Origin of the sequence: Anaerotardibacter muris, from assembly GCF_943192915.1 — a bacterium.
In the GTDB taxonomy this organism is placed as follows: domain Bacteria; phylum Actinomycetota; class Coriobacteriia; order Coriobacteriales; family Eggerthellaceae; genus Anaerotardibacter; species Anaerotardibacter muris.
On record NZ_CALPCD010000003.1, the window covers coordinates 63,117 to 83,462 of the forward strand.

Consider the following 20,346-nt stretch of genomic DNA (forward strand, 5'->3'; position numbering starts at 1 on the left):
CATTGACCGCTACGAAGGAGCCCTGAGGGGCTCTTTTGCTGTATAATAACCTGGCTTTACACGATCCACTGAAACACACGTCAGACAAGGAGAGCATATGGCACGTCCGATGACCATGGCTGAAAAGATTCTTGCTGCTCACGCGGGCCTTGAAGAGGTCGTTCCGGGGCAGCTGATCGAATGCGATCTTGATCTGGTGCTCGCGAATGATATCACGGCTCCGATCGCGATCCAGGAATTCAAGAAGGTTGGTGTTGATGAAGTATTCGACCCCACCAAGATCGCGTTGGTACCCGACCATTATGCTCCCAACAAGGACATCAAGAGCGCTGAACAGGCGAAGATCGTGCGCGACTTCGCGCGCGAACAAGGCATCACGCATTATTACGAAGTGGGCTGCATGGGCGTTGAGCATGCGCTCCTGCCTGAACAAGGCGTGGTGGGCGCAGGTGATCTTATCATCGGCGCAGACAGTCACACCTGCACGTATGGCGCGCTTGGCGCATTCTCCACGGGTGTTGGCTCTACTGATGCGGGCATCGGTCTTGCCACAGGTAAGGCATGGTTCAAGGTTCCCGAATCCATCCTCTTCAATATCGACGGCCAGCTGAACCCAGGCGTTACGGGCAAGGACATCATCCTGCACATCATCGGCCTTATCGGTGTCGATGGCGCGCTCTATCAGGCCATGGAATTCCGCGGTAGCGCCATCGAGAGCCTGAACATGGACGAGCGCCTTTCTATCTCCAATATGGCTATCGAAGCAGGTGGCAAGGCAGGCCTCATCCCGGTCGATGATGTCACCCGCGCTTATATGGATGGACGCGTAGAACGCCCCTATACCGAATACCACTCTGACCCAGACGCGGAATACGCGCAGGTCATCAATATCAAAGCTGAAGACATCGTACCCACGGTAGCCTTCCCGCACCTGCCTTCCAACACGCGTCCTGCAAGCGAAGCGCGCGATATCAACATCGATCAGGCGGTCATCGGTTCGTGCACTAATGGTCGTATCGAAGACATGCGCCAAGCCGCTGCAGTGCTGAAGGGCCGCAAGGTCCATCCTTATGTTCGTTGCATCATCATCCCTGCTACTCAGCAGGTCTATCGTCAGTGCATCGATGAAGGCCTGATGGATATCTTCATCGAGTCGAATTGTGCGGTCTCCACGCCCACCTGCGGTCCGTGCTTGGGTGGCTACATGGGCATCCTCGCAGCAGGGGAGCGCGCTATCGCCACTACCAATCGTAATTTCGTTGGCCGTATGGGCGACCCCACCAGCGAGGTGTATCTTTCCTCGCCAGCAGTAGCAGCAGCTAGCGCTGTGCTGGGTCACATCGGTCTGCCTGAAGATCTAGATTAGGAGCACGCCATGCACTTCAAAGGAACCGTTCATCGCTATGGTCGAGACGTCGATACCGACGTTATCATCCCTGCTCGCTATCTGAACACCTCCGACCCAGCTGAACTTGCCAAACATTGTTTGGAGGATCTGGATCCCACGTTCGTGGAAAAGGTGCAGCCCGGCGACATCATCGTTGCTGAAGAGAACTTCGGTTGCGGTTCATCTCGCGAACATGCCCCTATTGCTATCAAGGCAGCGGGTATCGATGCGGTCATCGCGAAGAGCTTCGCCCGCATCTTCTATCGCAATTCCATCAACACAGGCCTTGCGATCCTCGAATGCCCCGAAGCTGTTGACGCTATCCAGGATGGACACGTGGTGTCGGTCGAGACCGAAACGGGCACTATCACTGACGAGACCACTGGTCAGACCTTCACGGCTCAACCGTTCCCGCCGTTCATCGCTGACATCATCGAGCAGGGCGGCCTGATCAATCGCACGCGCAAGGTCTTAGGCAAGAACTAAGCGCATCACAACAACCCACGAATACCAAGGAAAACAACAATGGCTCAAACCTTCAAGATCTGTCTTCTCCCTGGCGATGGCATCGGCCCCGAGATCATCGCTGAGGGTGTTAAGGTCCTTGACGCTATCAGCGAAAAGTATGGCGTCACCTTCGAATACACTGAAGCGCTCATCGGCGGTCGTGCTATCGATGAAACGGGCAACCCACTGCCAGAAGCAACGCTTGCACTGGCATCTGCCTCTGATGCGGTGCTGTTGGCTGCGGTCGGCGGGCCGAAGTGGGACACCACCGATCCTACCAAGCCGCGTCCTGAACAGGGTCTGCTCGCTATCCGCAAAGGTCTTGGTCTCTATGCGAACTTGCGTCCCGTGGTCATCTTCAATGCATTGGCCGATGCCTCTACGCTGAAGCCCGAGGTCATCGATGGTGTTGATTGCGTCATCGTGCGCGAATTGACCGGCGGTCTCTATTTCGGCGATCGCGAACGTTCCTTCGATGTTGAAGGAGCGGGCATGAATGGCACCGCAGGTCAGCAGGCCTACGACACGTTGCTCTATTCCGAATACGAGATCGAACGTATCGTTCGTCATGCGTTCGAGACGGCGCAGAAGCGTCGAGGCCGCGTGCATTCTATCGATAAAGCCAACGTGCTCGAGACTTCTCGCATGTGGCGCGAGATCACGCATCGCATTGCCGAAGAGTACCCCGATGTCGAGCTTATCGACATGCTGGTCGACAATGCCGCTATGCAGCTGATTAACGACCCGAAGCAGTTCGATGTTATGGTCACGGAGAACATGTTCGGCGACATCCTTTCCGATGAAGCATCCATGCTCACAGGCTCGCTTGGCATGTTGGCATCTGCTTCGCTCGGCGATGGCACGGCGCTCTATGAGCCCAGCCATGGCAGCGCGCCCGATATCGCAGGCCAGGGCATTGCCAATCCGCTGGCCCAGATCCTTTCGGTTGAGATGATGCTGCGTTATAGCTTCGATATGAACGAAGCTGCTGACAATATCGCTCAGGCAGTGAATGCGGTGCTCGACGAAGGTTGGCGCACGGGCGATCTAGCTAACGCAAGCACTCCTAAGGACAAGGTCGTTGGCACCAAGGCCATGGGTGACCTGGTCGTTAGCCACCTTTCGTAAGGTAGGGTAGGGCATGGCTATCCAAGCTCCTAAGGGCACTACCGATCTTCTACCTCGCGAATCGCGTATTTGGGATCACTTCAAGCGCACTGCGTTCGGGGTGTTCTCCCGTTATGGTTACGAACCTATCGAAACGCCCATCTTCGAGCAGACCGAGCTATTCGTGCGCGGCATCGGTGAAGCCACTGATGTGGTCTCCAAAGAGATGTTCTCCACGATAACGGGCGAGAATCTGAAGACGCTGCTCGGTGGCGGGCACGTGAAGAGCAACAGCCGATTCAGCTTGCGACCTGAAGGCACGGCATCGGTGGTACGCGCGGTGGCGCAGCATAACCTGGTAACTCCTGGTGGTGTGCCCGCGAAGCTCATGTATGCGGGTCCGATGTTCCGCGCAGAGAATGTGCAGAAGGGCCGTCAGCGCCAATTCAACCAAGTGGGCATCGAATGCTTGGGCTCGGTCGATCCAGCTATCGACGCAGAAGCCATCATCATGCTGATGCGCTTCTATCACAAGATCGGCTTGAAGCCCGAAACGCTGCGCTTGCTCATCAATTCCATGGGCTGCGAGAAGTGCCGTCCCGCTTATCGCGATGCGGTCGCTCATTTCTTGCTCGATCACGAATCGGAATTGTGCGAAGAATGCGTGAGCCGTGCTCATACCAATCCGTTGCGCGCTTTCGACTGCAAGAAGGAAAACTGCCGCGAAGTGATGAAGAACGCTCCGCTCATCATCGATGCGCTCTGCGAAGAATGCAAAGACCACTATGCTGCAGTGAAGGGCTATCTTGATGAAGCGGGTATCGCTTACATCGAAGATCCCACGCTGGTGCGCGGACTGGATTACTACACCCGCACAGTGTTCGAAGTGCAGGTCGTTGAAGGTATGGGTGCTCAGAATGCCATCGGCGGTGGCGGACGCTACGACAAGCTGATGGAAGAAGTAGGAGGCAACCCTACGCCAGGGCTTGGATTCGCGCTCGGTTTCGAGCGTTGCATCCTGGCGCTAGAAGCTCAAGGCTTCCAATTCGATGAAGCGCGCGTGCTCGAATGCTACGTGGCGTGCGTCGACCCTGCGGTGAAGCCGCAAGCCTTCATGTTGGTGCAGCGCCTGCGCGATGCAGGTTTTGCCACTGATATGGATCATCAAGGCAAGAGCCTCAAAGCTCAGTTCAAAGTTGCAGGCAAGCAGCATGTTCCTTATGTGTTCGTGCTCGGTCCTGACGAATTGGCCGCAGGAAGCGTTACCTGCCGCAACATGGATGCGCATGATGAAGTTACGCTCAACTTGGAAAAGCTCACCAAAGCGTTGGAACAAGCCGCTTTGACCGATGAGCCTACCGCCTTGGGCGATGTCATCACGCAATCGTCATAACACCCTGCTTTAATAGGGAGCCAAGCAAAGAACCACGCATCGATGCAGCGAACCTGCATCGTGCGCGAAAGTAATACGAAAACGAAGTACGGAATAGTACGCAAGGAGAGAATCGAGAAATGAGCGAACTTAACAACAAGTTCAGCATGCACACCAAGACCTGCGGCGAGCTTCGCAAAGAAGATATCGGCGAAGAGGTCACGCTTACTGGTTGGGTCTGGCACAACCGCGACCACGGCGGTCTGATCTTCGTTGACCTGCGCGATCGCGATGGTTATACCCAGGTTGTCATCGACCCTGATTGCGTCACTCCCGAAGAATTCCAGACGGCTGAACATCTTGGCCGTGAATGGGTCATCAAGATCACGGGCACCGTTCGCGCACGCCAGGAAGGCGCGGAGAACCCAGATATGGCCACTGGTCAGATCGAGGTGCTCGCTCGCGCGCTCAAGGTGCTGAACACGTCGCTCACTCCTCCGTTCTCCATCGAAGACGGTATCGAGACTGACGAGACCACTCGCATGAAGTGGCGCTTCCTCGATCTTCGTCGTCCTGAGATGTATCAAGCGCTCGCGCTGCGCCACACCGTGGCTCAGGCCATGCGCAAGGCCCTTAACGAACACGGTTTCCTCGAGGTTGAAACGCCCATCTTGGCGAACTCCACCCCTGAAGGCGCCCGTGACTATATCGTTCCCTCGCGTCCGAACCCGGGTACGTTCTATGCGCTGCCGCAGTCTCCGCAGCAGTTCAAGCAGATGCTCATGATCGGTGGCGTGGAACGCTATTACCAGATCGCACGCTGTTTCCGCGATGAAGACCTGCGCGCCGACCGTCAGCCTGAATTCACCCAGGTGGACATCGAGATGAGCTTCGTCGAAGGCGAAGACGTCATGAACATGATGGAAGAAGTGTTGCGCGAGACCCTTGAAGCGGTAGGCGTCGAACAGCAGTTCCCGCTGCAGCGTATGCAGTATCGCGAGGCAATGGATCGCTTCGGTTGCGACCGTCCTGACACGCGCTTCGGCATGGAGCTAGTCGACATCACCGACATCGTGAAAGATTCTGGCTTCAAGGTCTTTTCGAGCGTTGCTCAGTCTGGCGGCATCGTGAAAGCCATCAACGCGAAAGGCGCAGGCGACTGGAGCCGTGGCGACATCGAGAAGCTGGCATCTATCGCAGAAGCGAATGGCGCGAAAGGTATGGCTTGGATCGCCTTCACTTCTGATGGAAAGGAAAAGAGCCCCATCATCAAGTTCTTCTCTGATGAAGAATTCGAAGGCATCAAGAAGGCGCTCGATGTTGAGCCAGGAGACCTGGTACTGTTCGCAGCCGACACCTATGAAGTAGCGAATGCGGTGCTGGCGGCGCTTCGCTTGCACATGGCGGATGCGCTCGGTATCGAACGAAATGGCCACGAACTGCTGTGGGTGGTCAATTTCCCGATGTTCCGCTACGACGAAGATGAAGGCAAATATGCTGCTGAGCATCACCCCTTCACTCATGTGCTCGAAGAAGACCTGGACAAGATCGAATCCGATCCGCTGGCTTGCGGTAGCTATTCATACGACCTGGTCATGGATGGTTATGAAGTGGGCGGTGGCACCATTCGTATCCACGATGCTGAAGAGCAGAAGCGCATCTTGAAGGTCTGCGGACTTTCCGATGAAGAGATCGAAGAGAAGTTCGGCCATCTTATTCACGCACTCGAGTTGGGCGCACCACCTCACGGTGGCATTGCGCTTGGTCTTGACCGCTTGGTCATGCTGCTGGGCAACAAGCAGTCCATCCGTGATGTTATCGCGTTCCCGAAGACCTCTTCGGCTTCAGACCCGATGACGGGTGCACCGAACCAAGTAACCCCACGTCAGCTCAAAGAAGTTGGTCTTCGTATCCTCTAGGGGACCTGCAAACGTTCTTTGATGAAGGCGTAGGAAGTAGGAAGAGAGAAAGAACAACATGACAGAACATACGCAACCCGCCCATGCGCAAGCAGCAGCAGAAGCTGCAGTGACGGGTTCGACCGACGAACAGAAGAAGATGAGCACGGGCAAAAAAGCGTTGCTTATCCTTGGTGCGGTCGTTTTGGTTCTGCTGCTCGTGGTTTATGGCGCAGGCGCGGTGTTCTTCTCGTCTCATTTCTATCCGAATACGCGCTTCAATGCTCAGGATATCTCCTTCCAGGCAGATACGGAATTCGTCTCTGAAGTTGAGGCTTTGGTGCCTTCTTATCAGCTCACCATCACGGGCGACGGCTACGAACAGGTGCTCACATCTGAACAGATCGAATTCGGTGTCGATCCTGATCGCGTACGTACTGACGCACTGGCTTCTCAGAATATCTGGCTGTGGCCGATCGAAGCATTCTTCGACCACGACATCAGCGATGCCATCCATGCATACTTCAACCATCGCAAGGTCTCAGACATCATCACGCCTACCGTGACCGAATATAACAAGACCGCGAATGTGAGCGTTGATGCCACCATCGGCTATAACGAAGTGTTCAACACGGTGGTGGTCCAAGATGAGGTCTATGGCAACCAACTTGATCTGGACGCGTTCCTTGGCAAGATCGATGAAGCGCTCACGGGCATGGAGACTACCTATATCATCGATGGCGAGGCATGCATCCAGCCTGCTATCCTTTCTGACGATGAACGCTTCACAGCGGCGCTTCCTGCTGCTCAGACCATCGTTGGTGGTGATATCGACCTGACCATGGCAGAAGGTGCGGTCTCTGCGGGCAAGGTTTCCAAGGAGCTGTTGGTATCTTGGCTTACGCTCGATCCCGAAACGCTGATGCCTTTGCTCGATGAAGCGCTGGTGACTGCATGGGCTGATCAGAAGAGTGCAGAGCTGAATACGGTCGGCACCACCCGCAAGTACACACGTCCTGATGGCAAGAAGGTGACCGTTGGCGGCGGCGTGTATGGTTGGCGCGTGAATACGGCTGATCTGGCATCGACCATCATCGCGAACGCTACTGCGGGCAATTTCGAAGCCATCGATATTCCCTGTGAGCAAACCTCCGATATCTACAATGGTCCAGGTGGACGCGATTGGGGCGCCTATGTGGACATCGATCTATCCGAACAGAAGGTGCGCTATTTCAACGAGAACGACGAAGAGCTCTTCATAACCGATTGCGTGACGGGTAACATCTCTAACGGTCATGGCACGCCCACGGGCCTCTATTATCTGCGCATGAAGAAGAGCCCTGAAACGCTCACGGGTCTGAATGCAGACGGCTCGACCGACTACGAAACGAAGGTAACCTACTGGCTGCCCTTCATCCGCAACAGCATTGGTTTGCATGATGCCAGCTGGCGCGGCAATTTCGGTGGGTCTATCTACAAGACCAACGGTTCGCACGGCTGCGTGAACCTTCCTACCAGCGCTGCGAAATGGTTCTACGATAATCTTGAAACGAACGTAGCGGTCATCGTCCATGAATAGCGATCAAGAACAACCCTATCGTTTCTTCGGCACCCAAGAAGAAGGCATCAATGGTGTACGTTCGGCTGTGTTCGATAATGCGCCTATTGGAGTGTTCGATTCTGGTTTTGGTGGCCTTACCGTAGCGCGCGAGATAATGAAAGCGCTTCCGAATGAGAGCATCACCTATTTCGGTGACACGCTCCATTGTCCTTACGGTCCGCGTTCGCTCGAAGAGGTGCAAGGCTTCGTCGATGCTATCTGCACTTGGCTGATGGATCGCAAGGTCAAGATGATCGTGATAGCCTGCAACACGGCAACAGCCGCTGGTCTTGCATTCGCTCAGACGAAATTTCCGGTGCCTGTTATCGGCGTTGTCGAACCTGGTGCGCGTGCTGCCGCGCGTGCAACGCGCAATAGAAGGGTAGGGGTCATCGCCACCAAGGGCACGGTGGAATCGGGCGTCTACACCGATGCTATCCGCAACATCGATGCGGGGATCACCGTGTTCTCCACGGCAACGCCGCGTTTCGTCGAGATAGCCGAAATGGGCTTGCGCATGGCGAAGGGGCCTATCGAGAGCTACACCTCGCTTGCTTCGCAAGTCTATATTCGCCCCGAATTCCAAGAGATCGCCCAAGACTACCTTGATCCGCTACGCCGCTGCGATGTTGATACGCTCGTTTTGGGCTGTACGCATTTTCCGCTGCTGAAGTCGCTCATCGGTGGCGTGATGGGCAGGGATGTTGTCCTGATCTCTTCGGCTGCTGAAGTGGCGCGCGACTGTGTTGATGTGCTCACTCGTCAGGGAATCTGCGCAGAACAAGGGCACGAACCTATCTATGAATTCTTCACATCGAGCGAAGATCTTGACGATTTCCGTCGTTTTGGCGAGCGTGTGCTGCGTTTTCCGCTCGATGATCTTCAGCATATCGTTCTCTAAAGAGCGTTCTTGTAAGGAGCCGCCATGAAGCGCGTGATCATTGCTACGAACAATGCCCATAAGGTTACCGAGATTCGCGATACCTTCGCTGATATGGGTTGGGAATGCTTGAGCTTGAAGGAAGTTGGCATCCAGTCTGATCCAGAAGAGAATGGCACCACGCTGGTGGAGAATGCGCGCATCAAGGCACGCGCAGCCCATGAGCTTTCAGGGTGTGCGGTGCTCGCGGATGATTCTGGCTTGCTGGTCGATGCGCTCGATGGTGCGCCTGGTGTTTATTCCTCGCGTTATGCCGGCGAAGACGCAAGCGATGGCGACAACAACGAACTGTTGCTCAAGAATCTTGCGGAAGTTGCGCCTGAAGACCGTAAGGCTCATTTTTCTTGCGTGCTCGTTTTCATCGATGAAGATGGCAGCGAAACGGTAGCTGAAGGCCGTGTTGATGGTTTGATCGGTTTTGAAGAGCGTGGCAACGAAGGGTTTGGTTATGACCCGCTCTTTTTGCCTGATGATTTCGGCAACGAAAAGACCTTCTCTGAACTCGGCCTTGAAGAGAAGCAAAAGGTCTCGCATCGCGCCCGCGCTCTATCGCAGCTTGCCTCTCAACTTCAAGGATAAAAAGTTGCACGATGCTGCGGATGTAAGGTGAGGGTGCAGAACTTACTCTGAACACTAAATTGAATAATAGAATTCAGCAAAGCTGAATTCGCGTATCAATGCATGAGGCAGTGCAGCGCATGAGCCGAAGACGAACAGCGCCAGCGGGTAAGTTATGCAGCATTACCTTGCGGCCACAGTATCCCAGTAGACTAAAAAAGCCCTCATCCGAGGGCCTTTGTGTGATGGAGCGGGTGACGAGAATCGAACTCGCGTGACCAGCTTGGAAGGCTGGAGTTCTACCATTGAACTACACCCGCATATAAAAAATGGTCGGGATGACAGGATTCGAACCTGCGACATCCTGCTCCCAAAGCAGGCGCGCTACCAAACTGCGCCACATCCCGACGCGTGATAAATAATTATAACAAACGCATTTTTATTCAAAACTCTAATCTGGTAAACGGGTTCGCAGCTCCATATTGCGATATGATGGACATAAAGATATTTTGCTTCGCCTTCTCACGCAGAGCCATTCACCTGATTCATGCGCGAAGGGCAATGAAGCTGACAGGTGCGCATAAGGGAAACGCGCCAAGGAAGGGGAGCTATGCCTAACATCTCTGGACACACGAAGACGGTCTGCCTTATTGGCTCACCCGTCGAGCATTCGCTATCGCCAGCAATGCACACGTTCTCTTTTGAGCATCTTGGTGAAGACGCGGTCTACCTTGCCTACGAAGTGCTGCCTGAAGACCTTGAGGCAGCAGTCGCAGGCATGAAAGCGATGGGCTTCTTAGGCTTCAACGTTACCATGCCTCACAAGACCAATATGTATAAATACCTCGACGAACTTTCCGATGCCGCCGAGTTGATGGGCGCGGTGAACACTGTTGTTATCAAGAACGGCAAAGCGGTTGGCCATAACACCGATGGCGCTGGTTTCATGCGTAATCTGAACGAAAATGGCGTGCATGTGGTTGGCAAGAAGATGACGCTCATCGGTCCTGGTGGCGCAGGTTCCGCCATCTATGTGCAAGCTGCCCTCGATGGTGCCGCCGCCATCGATATCTTCCGCCGCAATAACGACCGTCAAGACGCTACGGTCGATCGCGTGAAGAAGGTGGCAGAAGCAACGGGTTGCAATATCCGTTTGCTCGATCTTTCTGATCAGGATGCTCTCAAGCAATCCATTGCTGAATCAGTGGTGTTGGTGAATGCTTCACAGATCGGTATGGGTGAAACTGAAGGTCAAAGCTTGGTTCCCGCTGAATTCCTTTGTGATGGTTTGGCGGTTGCTGATGTTATCTATGTACCGAGCAAGACCAAGCTGCTTGAAGATGCAGAAGCACGCGGACTGAAAGCGATTAATGGTTTGGGCATGCTGCTGTGGCAGGGTGCTATCGCTGAAGATATTTGGATCGGAAAAGAAATGCCCACGGATCTTGTCCAAGAGAAGTTCTTCAACTAGGGCTTGATAGGAAGGAATATCATGGCAGTAAAACTTGCAGTTTTGGGCCTAAATCAGGGCTCGAAGATCGCGCGTGACGCGAAGGCAAATGCAGATTTCGACCTGGTCGCAGTTGCAGGCTTTGGCCAGCAGGCTGAAGATGTTGCTGCTGAACTCGATGTACCGCTGTTCGCAGATTACAATGACCTACTGAAAGAGGTCGAACTTGATGCGGTAGCTATTGCGCTGCCGAATGGTTTACACGTAAGCGCAACGCGTGCATGCTTGGATGCGGGCATCAAGAACATTTTGCTTGAAAAGCCTATCGCGAACACGGTTGCCGAAGCTGACGAGATCATCAACATGTGTGCAGATGCGGACGCAACGCTGCTCATCGGGCATCATCGCCGTTCGTCTTCGAAGTACCTGTTCCTGCGCGACTTCATCGAATCGGGCAAGCTGGGCAACCTGGTAGGTATCCAGGGCACGTATGCCATTGCTAAGCCGTTCGCGTATTACGACATCGAATGGCACACCAAGAAGGGTGGCGGTCCATTCTTGATCAATGCTATCCACGATATCGACGACCTGAATTACACCACTGGCATGAAGATCGTGCGCGTCTATACGGCAGCACGCAACTTCATTCGCGGTAATGAGATCGAAGACTCCGCTTCGGTAGTGCTCGAATTCGAGAATGGCGTTACCGCAACTTATTTCATCTCCGATGGCACACCTGGTCCTTGGAATTACGACCTGGCGGCAGAGGAGAACGTTTTCTTCAAGTGGTGTCCGGGTGAGAACAGCCTGAAGTTCTTCGGCACGAAGGGCTCGTTCGGCTTCCCGAACATGGACTTCTATCACTATGCTGATGATGACCATTATGGCTGGGCTGAAGACCTTATCAAGGAACATTTTGTGGTTGAAAAGAATGACCCTATGACAGCAGAGATCGAGCATTTTGCCGACCTGTGTTTGGGTCGTGAGACGAAGCCACGTTGTACAGGTGAAGATGGGAAAGCGACTCTCAAGGTCATCAATGCGATCCTTGAGTCAGCAGAGACGGGCAATTTCGTCGATATCGATTAAGCCACTTTCCTTTACTTCAATACAGCGGGAAAAGACTCCTTCGGGGGTCTTTTCTCTTTTCGGGGCATACTACGCTGTAGGCTATGCCGCTGGTGGGGTATAATATGTGCGGTTTGCGCCCATAGCTCAGCTGGATAGAGCAGTGGACTTCTAATCCGAAGGTCGCAGGTTCGAATCCTGCTGGGCGCGCCAGAAACAACAAGCCAGAAGCCCTTCGCTTCTGGCTTTTTTTGTTGTGCGTGCTCAGGCGAATGATCCTGTAATGGTCAGGCAACGGATGCTGTTTCCGTTGTTGTCTAGCGAATAGATCGTAGCCAGTTGTGGTCCATTGATCGCCAAGAGTGCTTTACTCATATACCCCCAGGGGGTATAATCGCTCCAACGAACGAAGTGAGGAATCTCATGAGCGAACCATGTATCCATCATAAGAATACGCCGCGAAGCGAAGAGACCCAGGCGAACCTTCAGCGCCGCCTGAACCGCGTGATCGGCCAGCTCAACGGTGTGAAGGACATGATCGATGAAAACCGCTATTGCGGCGATGTGCTCACGCAGCTGGCTGCCGCCGAAAGCGCAGTGCGTCGCATATCTGAAATGGTGTTGCGCGAACATATGCGCACCTGCGTGGTCGAAGAGATCCAAACTGGAAACACCGAAGTGGTCGATGAAGTGATGGATCTGATGCGCAGGTTCTCTTAAGCCCGCACACGTTTTCGAAACCGACCCAGACGAACCAAGATAGGGAAGCAGACCATGGCTCAAACTATACGACTCGCGATCGAGGGCATGCATTGCGCTAACTGCGCTGCTAACATCGAACGCCATTACCGTGAAACTCCAGGTGTTGAAGATGTTGCGGTGAACTTGGCGAACAATACTGGCAAGGTGACCTTCGACCCCAACGTTGCCAGCGTCGATGATATGTTGCACGTCTTCGACGATCTTTCATTCACGGCAGAGGTCATCGCGGAAGATGCTCCGCTCGTTGACGAAAAGCGTCGCGCACGTGAAGCAGTTCGCGCAAAGCGGGACCTCTTCACGTTCATTCAAGCTGCAGTGCTCACTGCTATCATCGTTGCCATTGGTATGATTCCTGGCTGGCATATGGCGGTGGGTCATTGGCTGGCTGGCTGTGTGGTCGACCAGCCTACGCACGTGCAGTCGATGTTCGCGGGCAATATCCTGCTGCTCGTGCTCACGCTTCCTGTGCAGTTCGGCTGTGGTCTACGCTTCTATAAGGGCGCATTCAGCTCGCTGAAGAGCGGCAGCGCGAATATGGATGTATTGGTTGCCCTGGGCACCTCGATCGCGTTCTTGTTCTCGCTCTGGATCACGCTGCTGCCAGTGGTCACGAACAACTGGACTGATGCTGAAGTAGCGCTGGGTGTGAACGATGGGATGCCGTATTTCGAAACGTGCGCCATGCTCATCACCTTCGTGTTGCTGGGTAAGATCTTGGAAGCCCGAGCGAAGGGCGCCACCAATCAAGCTATCGAAGCGCTCATCAACCTTACTCCGCCCACCGCAACGGTGGTGCGCGGCGGCGTGGAGCAAGAGATCCCGCTGGCTCAGGTGGTAGTGGGCGACACCGTGCTCGTTCGGCCAGGCGAAAAGATCCCGGTCGATGGCAAGGTGGTCGAAGGCGTATCAGAGATCGATGAATCCATGCTCACGGGCGAGCCGCTTCCCGTCAAACGCACAATAGACGACGAAGTCACGGGCGGCACGGTGAACACCACGGGCACGCTCACCTTGCGCGCGCTTCACGTGGGTGCCGAATCAACGCTGGCTCGTATCGTTCGCGCGGTAGAAGACGCACAAGGATCGAAGGCGCCCGTGCAACGCATTGCGGACAAGATCGCTTCTATCTTCGTACCCGCTATTCTGATCATCTCGCTCATCACGTTCTGCGTATGGTTCTTCCTGGTTCCGCCCGAGGGCATGAATACGTTGCTGGCTCAGTCTCTTATGCCAGCAATTGCGGTCATCGTGGTGGCGTGTCCGTGCGCGCTCGGTCTAGCAACCCCTACCGCGTTGATGGTGGGCATGGGTAAGGGTGCTCAACTGGGTATCCTCATCAAAGACGGCGAAGTGCTCGAGCGTCTATGCAAGCTTGATGCTGCTGTGTTCGATAAGACGGGCACCATTACGGTTGGCGACCCGCAGGTAACTTCCTGCACGGTACCTGCGCGTGAATTGCGCCTTGCTGCTGCGATCGAGGCAAAGAGCGAACATCCGCTGGCACGTGCGGTAGTGAACTATGCGGCAGCTTCGGGAGCGCTGGGCGAGCGCGTACTGCTCGCCTATAAGACCGAGCACCATGGTGAAACAGTTGGCACTTCTACACCTGCGCAAGATTCGTACGCCAAGGTGCTCGCGGAAGAGCTGCCTGAAGTGAGCGATTTTCACGCCATCGTGGGCAAGGGTGTTGAAGGCGTGGTCGAGGGCCACAAGGTCTTCGTTGGTTCGAGCGTGGTGGTCGATGGGGAAGAGGTTGGCACGTTCACCTTCAAGGACGAACCAAAGCCAGATGCCCGCGCTGCTATCGAATCGCTCGATCGTGCGAGTGTTTCAACCTATATGGTCACGGGCGACAACCGCGAACAAGCAACCGTGATCGCAACCGAAGTTGGCATAGCGGCCGATCATGCATACGCAGGCATCAAACCGCTCGAGAAAGCTGAATGCGTGGATGAAGTACGCTTCGCTACCGCAGCTAAGCAAGGTCAAGGGAAAGAGCCGATCATCGCCTTCGTGGGTGATGGCATCAATGACGCCCCTGCGCTTGCAGCTGCCGATGTGGGCGTGACCATGGCTTCAGGCACCGATGTTGCTCTTGAGGCTGGCTCAGTGGTGCTCATGCGCAACCGTCTTACCGACCTGGTAACCACGCTGCGTCTATCGAAAGCAACCATGCGCAAGATCAAGCAGAACTTGTTCTGGGCTCTTATCTATAACTGCATCATGATCCCGCTTGCTGCCGTTGGCATTCTGGCACCCGCTCTTGCTGGGGCCGCTATGGCGCTCTCCAGTGTCTCGGTAGTGAGCAACTCCCTGCTCCTCAAGCGCTTCAAGTAAAATTCCTTCACCCGCGTGTGGACAAATTGGGGGCGTAGCCCTTTTTGTCCACACGAACAGCGAAACGGATGAATCCGAGACCCCACCCGGTCAGACAGCTCGCATGCGGTACAATGGTTCTTTCGCAAGATAGACCTTCAAGGAGGACCTATGTCACAGGCTTTGTCAGGCAGGCACTTTCTGAAGCTGCTCGATTTCACCCCGGCAGAGATCGCGGGGTTGGTCGACCTGGCTCAAGACCTTAAGCAGAAGAAGCACGAGGGCATTCCTCACCGCTATCTTGAAGGCAAGAACATCGTCCTCATCTTCGAGAAGACCTCCACGCGTACGCGCTGCTCATTCGAGGTTGCTGGTCATGACTTAGGCATGGGTGTTACCTACCTCGATCCTTCTGGTTCGCAGATCGGCAACAAGGAATCCATCAAAGACACCGCGCGTGTACTCGGTCGCATGTTCGATGGCATCGAGTATCGCGGCTACGGCCAAGAGATCGTCGAAACCCTTGCGGAATATTCTGGCGTTCCTGTTTGGAATGGCCTTACCAATGAATTCCACCCCACGCAGATGATCGCTGACTTGCTCACCATCCGCGAGAACTTCGGAAGCTTTCCAGGCTTGAAACTGGTGTTCATGGGTGACGCGAAGAACAATGTGGCGAATTCGCTCATGGTTGCTTGTGCCAAGATGGGCATCAATTTCGTGGCGTGTGGCCCAGCAGAATGCATGCCTGATGCGCAGCTTGTGGAGACCTGTCGTGCCATCGCTGCCGAAAATGGTTGCGAAGTGCAGTTGACCTCGGATGTTGAAGAGGCTTGCACGGATGCGAACATCATCTATACCGATATCTGGGTTTCCATGGGGGAGCCTGCCAGCCTCTGGGAAGAGCGTATCAAGTTGCTCTCACCCTACCAGGTGAACGCTCAAGTTATGAGCTACGCTGCCGATGATGCTATCTTCATGCACTGCCTTCCGGCCTTCCATGACACCGAGACCGCGGTGGCGAAGGATATCGAAGAGCGCTTCGGCCTAACCGAAATGGAAGTGACCGACGAAGTGTTCGAGTCACCTCGCTCGCGCGTATTCGACGAAGCCGAGAATCGCATGCATTCCATCAAAGCCATCATGCTGGCAACCCTGGGTTAATCAACTCTCAGCCCAAGCCATCGCACTCAAACCAACCAGTAGGGAAGGAACCGACGGATGACCGTTCGTAATTCGTTAGAAGATATTGTCGCCGCAGCCATTGCTGCCTCAGTCGAAGACGGCAGTTTGCCGCTTGAGGAGCTGCCCGCACCCAGCCTGGAGCGTCCGCGCGAAGAAGCGCATGGTGACTGGGCTTGTACGGTGGCCATGCGTTTGGCCAAGCAAGCGCATATGAATCCGCGCCAGATTGCGCAGATCATCGTCGACCATCTTCCTGCGAACACCATGATCGATCACTGCGATATCGCAGGTCCAGGCTTCATCAACTTCACGCTCACGCCGCAGTCCTTCCAGCAGGTGGTAAGCGACGTGCGTAGCCAGGGTGTGGAATACGGCAAGTCCACGCTCGAGGTGCCCTGTAAGGTGAACCTTGAATATGTGTCTGCGAACCCCACTGGTCCCATGCATGTGGGTCATGGCCGCTGGGCGGCGCTGGGTGATTCCATGGCTCGCGTGATGCGCCATGCTGGCTACAGCGTTGACGAAGAATTCTACGTGAACGATGAAGGCAACCAGATGAATGTGTTCGCCGATTCGCTAGTGGTGCGCTACCTGCAGGCGCTCGGTGAAGACATCGAGATGCCTGAAGCATCTTACGGTGGTGCCTATGTTACCGAACTGGCGAAGCAGATCGTTCAGACCGACGGCGAAAAGTGGCGCGATGTGGACCCCGAAGAGCGTCGTCGGGCATTCCGTGAGCGCGGCTATGCTGCCATGATGGATTCCGTCCGCGAAACCCTTAGCATCTTCGGCAACAACTTCAATACGTTCTTCTCCGAACATTCGCTCTTCATCCCCGACGATTCAGGCAAGAACAAGGTCCAGCAGGCCTTCGATGCCATGAAAGAGCGCGGCTACATCTATGAAAAGGATGGCGCCACCTATTTCAAGTCCACCGAATTCGGTGATGAGAAGGATCGCGTGCTGATCAAGCAGAACGGCGAGCTTACCTATTTCATGTCCGACGTGGCTTATCACTACAACAAGAAGCAGCGCGGCTATGATCTGCTGCTGGACATCTGGGGTGCCGACCACCACGGCTACATCCCGCGTTGCCAGGCTATGATGGCTGCGTGGGGTTACCCCAATGATCTTGAAGTGTTACTCGGTCAGCTGGTGAATCTCTACCGCGATGGCAAGGCGGTTCGCATGTCCAAGCGCACGGGTGAGATGATCACCTTCCGTGAGCTCATCGATGAAGTGGGCGTGGATGCAACGCGCTATCTTATGCTTTCGCGTTCGTCCGACCAGCCTATCGACTTCGACATCGAAGTGGCGAAGAAGCAAGACGCCAGCAATCCGGTCTACTACGTGCAATATGCCCATGCGCGTATCTGCTCCATCTTGCGCAAGGCAGCCCAAGAGCAGGGTATCGAAGGCGCGCAGAATATGTCGGCCGCAGAACTGGCTGAAGCGCTCGCGCTTGATGATGCTGCGCTCGACCTGCTCACTCACGAAAGCGAACTGGCATTGATGAAGCAGATCGACGGCTTTACTGACCTAGTGGCAGGTGCTGCCCGCGACCGTGCTCCGTTCCGCCTTACGCACTACGCACAAGAGCTGGCAGGCCTGTTCCATTCCTTTTACACCAACTGTCGCGTGCTCGACCCTGAAGCCCCCGAGCTTTCAAAGGCTCGCTTGGCGCTGGTCGACGCAGCTCGCGTGAACCTAGCCCAAACCCTGGGTCTTCTTGGCGTTTCCGCCCCTGAAGCTATGTAGAGTCCACCTGGGACCTCAGCTAGGGACGAATCGGGCAAAACAGGGACAGAAGCAAAGCTGCCTCAGTTGCCTCAAGAACCAACCACCGCACGAAGCGCCCCGCACAGGGCGCTTCTTTGTTACGGCTCTGTTAAAGCACGGCCAATTCTCTTTTCCACCCTTCTAAGTTTGGTTAGATTGAATCTGCAATCAAATCCACTAGGAGGTCACATGAGTTACGTCGATAATGTCATCGAATTGGTGAAGCAGAAGAACCCCAACGAGCCTGAATTCATCCAGGCTGTTACCGAGGTTCTTACTTCCTTGAAGCCCGTCATCGATGCACATCCCGAATACGAAAAGGCATCGCTGCTTGAGCGCCTGGTAGAGCCCGAGCGCGTTATCATGTTCCGTGTTCCCTGGGTAGACGACAAGGGCAACGTTCAGGTAAACCGCGGCTATCGTGTTCAGTACAACAGCTGCATCGGCCCTTACAAGGGCGGCCTCCGTCTTCATCCGTCCGTGAACCTGAGCATCATCAAGTTCCTGGGCTTCGAGCAGATCTTCAAGAATTCCCTCACCACGCTCCCCATGGGCGGCGGCAAGGGCGGTTCCGACTTCGACCCCAAGGGCAAGTCTGATAACGAAGTTATGCGCTTCTGCCAGTCCTTCATGACCGAGCTGTACCGTCACATCGGCGCAGACACCGACGTTCCTGCTGGTGACATTGGCACGGGCGCTCGCGAGATCGGCTATCTGTTCGGTCAGTACAAGCGCATCAAGGACGTTTGGGAAGGCGTGCTCACTGGTAAGGGCCTTTCCTATGGTGGTTCGCTTGCTCGTACCGAAGCAACCGGCTATGGCTTGGTCTACTTCACTCAGGAATACCTGAACTGCCACAACGATAGCTTCGAGGGCAAGACCGTATGCGTCTCTGGCTCTGGTAACGTTGCCATCTACGCTACCGAGAAGGCTCAGCAGCTCGGTGCTAAGGTAGTCACCCTTTCTGACTCTACTGGTTGGATCTATGATCCTAACGGCATTGACGTTGAACTGGTCAAGCAGATCAAGGAAGTTGAGCGCGGCCGCATCTCAGAATATGCAAAGCGTCGCGAAGGCGTTGAATACAAGGATGGCCGTGGCGTTTGGTCCATCAAGTGCGACATCGCGCTTCCTTGCGCAACCCAGAACGAGCTGAATATCGACGACGCAAAGCAGCTTGTGGCTAATGGTTGCAAGGTTGTTGCTGAAGGTGCGAACATGCCCACCACGCTCGACGCAACCGAGTACCTCATGGAAAACGGCGTGGTATTCATGCCAGGCAAGGCTTCCAATGCGGGTGGCGTTGCAACCTCTGGTCTGGAAATGTCTCAGAACTCTGAGCGTCTTTCCTGGACCTTCGAAGAGGTGGACAACAAGCTGCATGACATCATGAAGAACATCTACCATGCTGCAGACGACGCTGCGAAGGAATACGGCGTTGAAGGTAACTATGTGATGGGTGCGAACATCGCTGGCTTCAAGAAGCTTGCCGACGCCATGATGGCTCAGGGTATCGTCTAGTCACGACCTGAAGATCACTCGATCTTGAAAGGACCCACCACACGGTGGGTCCTTTTATTTTGGGATGATTGAGAAGTGTACGAAGCGGGACACTCGCGGGTCTGACTCGAAAGCTGTCACGCGAAGCGGGACTGTTTCGTGTCTGACCCGAAAACGTGTCCCGTTTCTGGTAAGAACCCCCAGGTAGTTTGACAACACGCCAAACCCCTTGGTAGGATAGACAAACATATCAAACGACTGGAGGAGACCATCATGCTCAACCCAACAATTTTGTGGGGGGGGCACATTCTAAAGCCAATTGTTGTGAATCCAAAAAATTTACGACTGCGGTAAAGCTTCAGATCCTTCTTCTCTCCCTCCTGTTCGCTTTCGCAGCAGCACTGTTGTGCGTTCCTGTGAAGAACGCGTATGCGGCTTATATCGTAGATAATGAAACAACAACCATAGATGGTGTTACATATACGTATCAAACATGGTCTGATGATGCTGCTATCCAGATTACAGAGATCGTGAGTAATAGCAGTTATGTCGCTGTTCCAGAAATGATTGATGGTAAATATGTTGTATATGTAGGAAATAATTCTATGGATTATTATCCGGTTAGCATAGGGAAGAATATCCGAACCCTTGATCTGTCGAAATGCACCCATCTTTTAAGCGTATCTATCACTGCTGATTTAGACGGAAATTCGAATCTTGAATCGATTAATGTCACGGGATGTAGGGCTTTAGAAACCCTACACTGCTGCGATACTAATCTCTCTTCTATAGATGTATCTAGCTTAGAATCTTTAAAAAATTTATGTACGAGTAACAGTCAGATCGCTTCTTTGGATGTTTCAGCAAATTCAAATTTGACCACTCTAGCTTGCTCAAACAACAAACTTACAACGTTA

At 54.3% G+C, this 20,346-nt stretch carries 15 protein-coding genes and 3 tRNA genes; 16 read left to right on the forward strand and 2 right to left on the reverse strand.

Annotated elements, in window-relative coordinates:
* Window positions 1–97 precede the first annotated feature (97 nt).
* The 8 genes from leuC to rdgB all read left to right on the forward strand — a co-directional run bounded on the left by leuC (window position 98) and on the right by rdgB (window position 9,390).
* Window positions 98–1,366 (forward strand): 3-isopropylmalate dehydratase large subunit, encoded by a 1,269-nt coding sequence (leuC, locus tag NFR25_RS03405; RefSeq protein WP_251197851.1) that lies wholly within the window; start codon window positions 98–100, stop codon window positions 1,364–1,366.
* 9 nt (window positions 1,367–1,375) lie between these two features.
* Window positions 1,376–1,873, forward strand: a complete 498-nt coding sequence (locus NFR25_RS03410) for a 3-isopropylmalate dehydratase small subunit (RefSeq protein ID WP_251197852.1) — start codon at window positions 1,376–1,378, stop codon at window positions 1,871–1,873.
* 39 nt (window positions 1,874–1,912) lie between these two features.
* A complete protein-coding gene (gene leuB, locus NFR25_RS03415; protein WP_251197853.1) occupies window positions 1,913–3,022 on the forward strand; it encodes a 3-isopropylmalate dehydrogenase in 1,110 nt (369 codons plus the stop codon).
* 13 nt (window positions 3,023–3,035) lie between these two features.
* A complete protein-coding gene (gene hisS / locus NFR25_RS03420) occupies window positions 3,036–4,394 on the forward strand; it encodes a histidine--tRNA ligase (RefSeq protein WP_251197854.1) in 1,359 nt (452 codons plus the stop codon).
* 119 nt (window positions 4,395–4,513) lie between these two features.
* Window positions 4,514–6,292, forward strand: a complete 1,779-nt coding sequence (gene aspS, locus NFR25_RS03425; protein WP_251197855.1) for an aspartate--tRNA ligase — start codon at window positions 4,514–4,516, stop codon at window positions 6,290–6,292.
* A gap of 58 nt (window positions 6,293–6,350) precedes the next feature.
* On the forward strand, window positions 6,351–7,850 hold the full coding sequence (locus NFR25_RS03430; RefSeq protein WP_251197856.1) for a L,D-transpeptidase family protein: 1,500 nt from the start codon (window positions 6,351–6,353) through the stop codon (window positions 7,848–7,850).
* Entirely contained in the window at window positions 7,843–8,772 is a 930-nt protein-coding gene (gene murI / locus NFR25_RS03435; protein ID WP_251197857.1) for a glutamate racemase, read from the forward strand. Before NFR25_RS03430 ends, murI begins: the two co-directional genes overlap by 8 nt.
* A gap of 24 nt (window positions 8,773–8,796) precedes the next feature.
* Entirely contained in the window at window positions 8,797–9,390 is a 594-nt protein-coding gene (gene rdgB, locus NFR25_RS03440) for an RdgB/HAM1 family non-canonical purine NTP pyrophosphatase (protein ID WP_251197858.1), read from the forward strand.
* A 225-nt stretch (window positions 9,391–9,615) separates the two neighbouring features.
* Here rdgB and NFR25_RS03445 read toward each other — a convergent pair.
* Window positions 9,616–9,689, reverse strand: a tRNA-Gly gene (locus NFR25_RS03445).
* A gap of 10 nt (window positions 9,690–9,699) precedes the next feature.
* Window positions 9,700–9,776, reverse strand: a tRNA-Pro gene (locus NFR25_RS03450).
* Between the two features lie 203 nt (window positions 9,777–9,979).
* Here NFR25_RS03450 and aroE point away from each other — a divergent pair.
* The 8 genes from aroE (at window position 9,980) to gdhA (ending at window position 19,450) form a co-directional block, all read left to right on the forward strand.
* The gene (aroE, locus tag NFR25_RS03455; protein WP_251197859.1) at window positions 9,980–10,840 is read left to right on the forward strand and encodes a shikimate dehydrogenase; all 861 of its coding nucleotides are present in this window, start codon (window positions 9,980–9,982) and stop codon (window positions 10,838–10,840) included.
* A 21-nt stretch (window positions 10,841–10,861) separates the two neighbouring features.
* Entirely contained in the window at window positions 10,862–11,908 is a 1,047-nt protein-coding gene (locus tag NFR25_RS03460) for a Gfo/Idh/MocA family protein (RefSeq protein WP_251197860.1), read from the forward strand.
* 115 nt (window positions 11,909–12,023) lie between these two features.
* Window positions 12,024–12,100: transfer RNA gene (locus tag NFR25_RS03465), tRNA-Arg, on the forward strand.
* Window positions 12,101–12,310: 210 nt separating this feature from the next.
* Complete coding sequence (locus NFR25_RS03470) at window positions 12,311–12,607, forward strand: metal-sensing transcriptional repressor (protein WP_251197861.1); 297 nt, start codon at window positions 12,311–12,313, stop codon at window positions 12,605–12,607.
* A 54-nt stretch (window positions 12,608–12,661) separates the two neighbouring features.
* The gene (locus NFR25_RS03475) at window positions 12,662–14,986 is read left to right on the forward strand and encodes a heavy metal translocating P-type ATPase (protein ID WP_251197862.1); all 2,325 of its coding nucleotides are present in this window, start codon (window positions 12,662–12,664) and stop codon (window positions 14,984–14,986) included.
* 150 nt (window positions 14,987–15,136) lie between these two features.
* Window positions 15,137–16,129, forward strand: a complete 993-nt coding sequence (gene argF / locus NFR25_RS03480) for an ornithine carbamoyltransferase (protein ID WP_251197863.1) — start codon at window positions 15,137–15,139, stop codon at window positions 16,127–16,129.
* A 57-nt stretch (window positions 16,130–16,186) separates the two neighbouring features.
* Window positions 16,187–17,908, forward strand: a complete 1,722-nt coding sequence (gene argS, locus NFR25_RS03485) for an arginine--tRNA ligase (protein WP_251197864.1) — start codon at window positions 16,187–16,189, stop codon at window positions 17,906–17,908.
* 210 nt (window positions 17,909–18,118) lie between these two features.
* The gene (gene gdhA, locus NFR25_RS03490) at window positions 18,119–19,450 is read left to right on the forward strand and encodes an NADP-specific glutamate dehydrogenase (RefSeq protein ID WP_251197865.1); all 1,332 of its coding nucleotides are present in this window, start codon (window positions 18,119–18,121) and stop codon (window positions 19,448–19,450) included.
* Window positions 19,451–20,346: the final 896 nt, after the last annotated feature.

Excerpts from the sequence above, each read along its gene's own strand:
- leuC (WP_251197851.1), top strand. The coding sequence starts at position 98 with ATGGCACGTCCGATGACCATGGCTGAAAAGATTCTTGCTGCTCACGCG.
- NFR25_RS03410 (WP_251197852.1), top strand. The coding sequence starts at position 1,376 with ATGCACTTCAAAGGAACCGTTCATCGCTATGGTCGAGACGTCGATACC.
- leuB (WP_251197853.1), top strand. The coding sequence starts at position 1,913 with ATGGCTCAAACCTTCAAGATCTGTCTTCTCCCTGGCGATGGCATCGGC.
- hisS (WP_251197854.1), top strand. The coding sequence starts at position 3,036 with ATGGCTATCCAAGCTCCTAAGGGCACTACCGATCTTCTACCTCGCGAA.
- aspS (WP_251197855.1), top strand. The coding sequence starts at position 4,514 with ATGAGCGAACTTAACAACAAGTTCAGCATGCACACCAAGACCTGCGGC.
- NFR25_RS03430 (WP_251197856.1), top strand. The coding sequence starts at position 6,351 with ATGACAGAACATACGCAACCCGCCCATGCGCAAGCAGCAGCAGAAGCT.
- murI (WP_251197857.1), top strand. The coding sequence starts at position 7,843 with ATGAATAGCGATCAAGAACAACCCTATCGTTTCTTCGGCACCCAAGAA.
- rdgB (WP_251197858.1), top strand. The coding sequence starts at position 8,797 with ATGAAGCGCGTGATCATTGCTACGAACAATGCCCATAAGGTTACCGAG.
- aroE (WP_251197859.1), top strand. The coding sequence starts at position 9,980 with ATGCCTAACATCTCTGGACACACGAAGACGGTCTGCCTTATTGGCTCA.
- NFR25_RS03460 (WP_251197860.1), top strand. The coding sequence starts at position 10,862 with ATGGCAGTAAAACTTGCAGTTTTGGGCCTAAATCAGGGCTCGAAGATC.
- NFR25_RS03470 (WP_251197861.1), top strand. The coding sequence starts at position 12,311 with ATGAGCGAACCATGTATCCATCATAAGAATACGCCGCGAAGCGAAGAG.
- NFR25_RS03475 (WP_251197862.1), top strand. The coding sequence starts at position 12,662 with ATGGCTCAAACTATACGACTCGCGATCGAGGGCATGCATTGCGCTAAC.
- argF (WP_251197863.1), top strand. The coding sequence starts at position 15,137 with ATGTCACAGGCTTTGTCAGGCAGGCACTTTCTGAAGCTGCTCGATTTC.
- argS (WP_251197864.1), top strand. The coding sequence starts at position 16,187 with ATGACCGTTCGTAATTCGTTAGAAGATATTGTCGCCGCAGCCATTGCT.
- gdhA (WP_251197865.1), top strand. The coding sequence starts at position 18,119 with ATGAGTTACGTCGATAATGTCATCGAATTGGTGAAGCAGAAGAACCCC.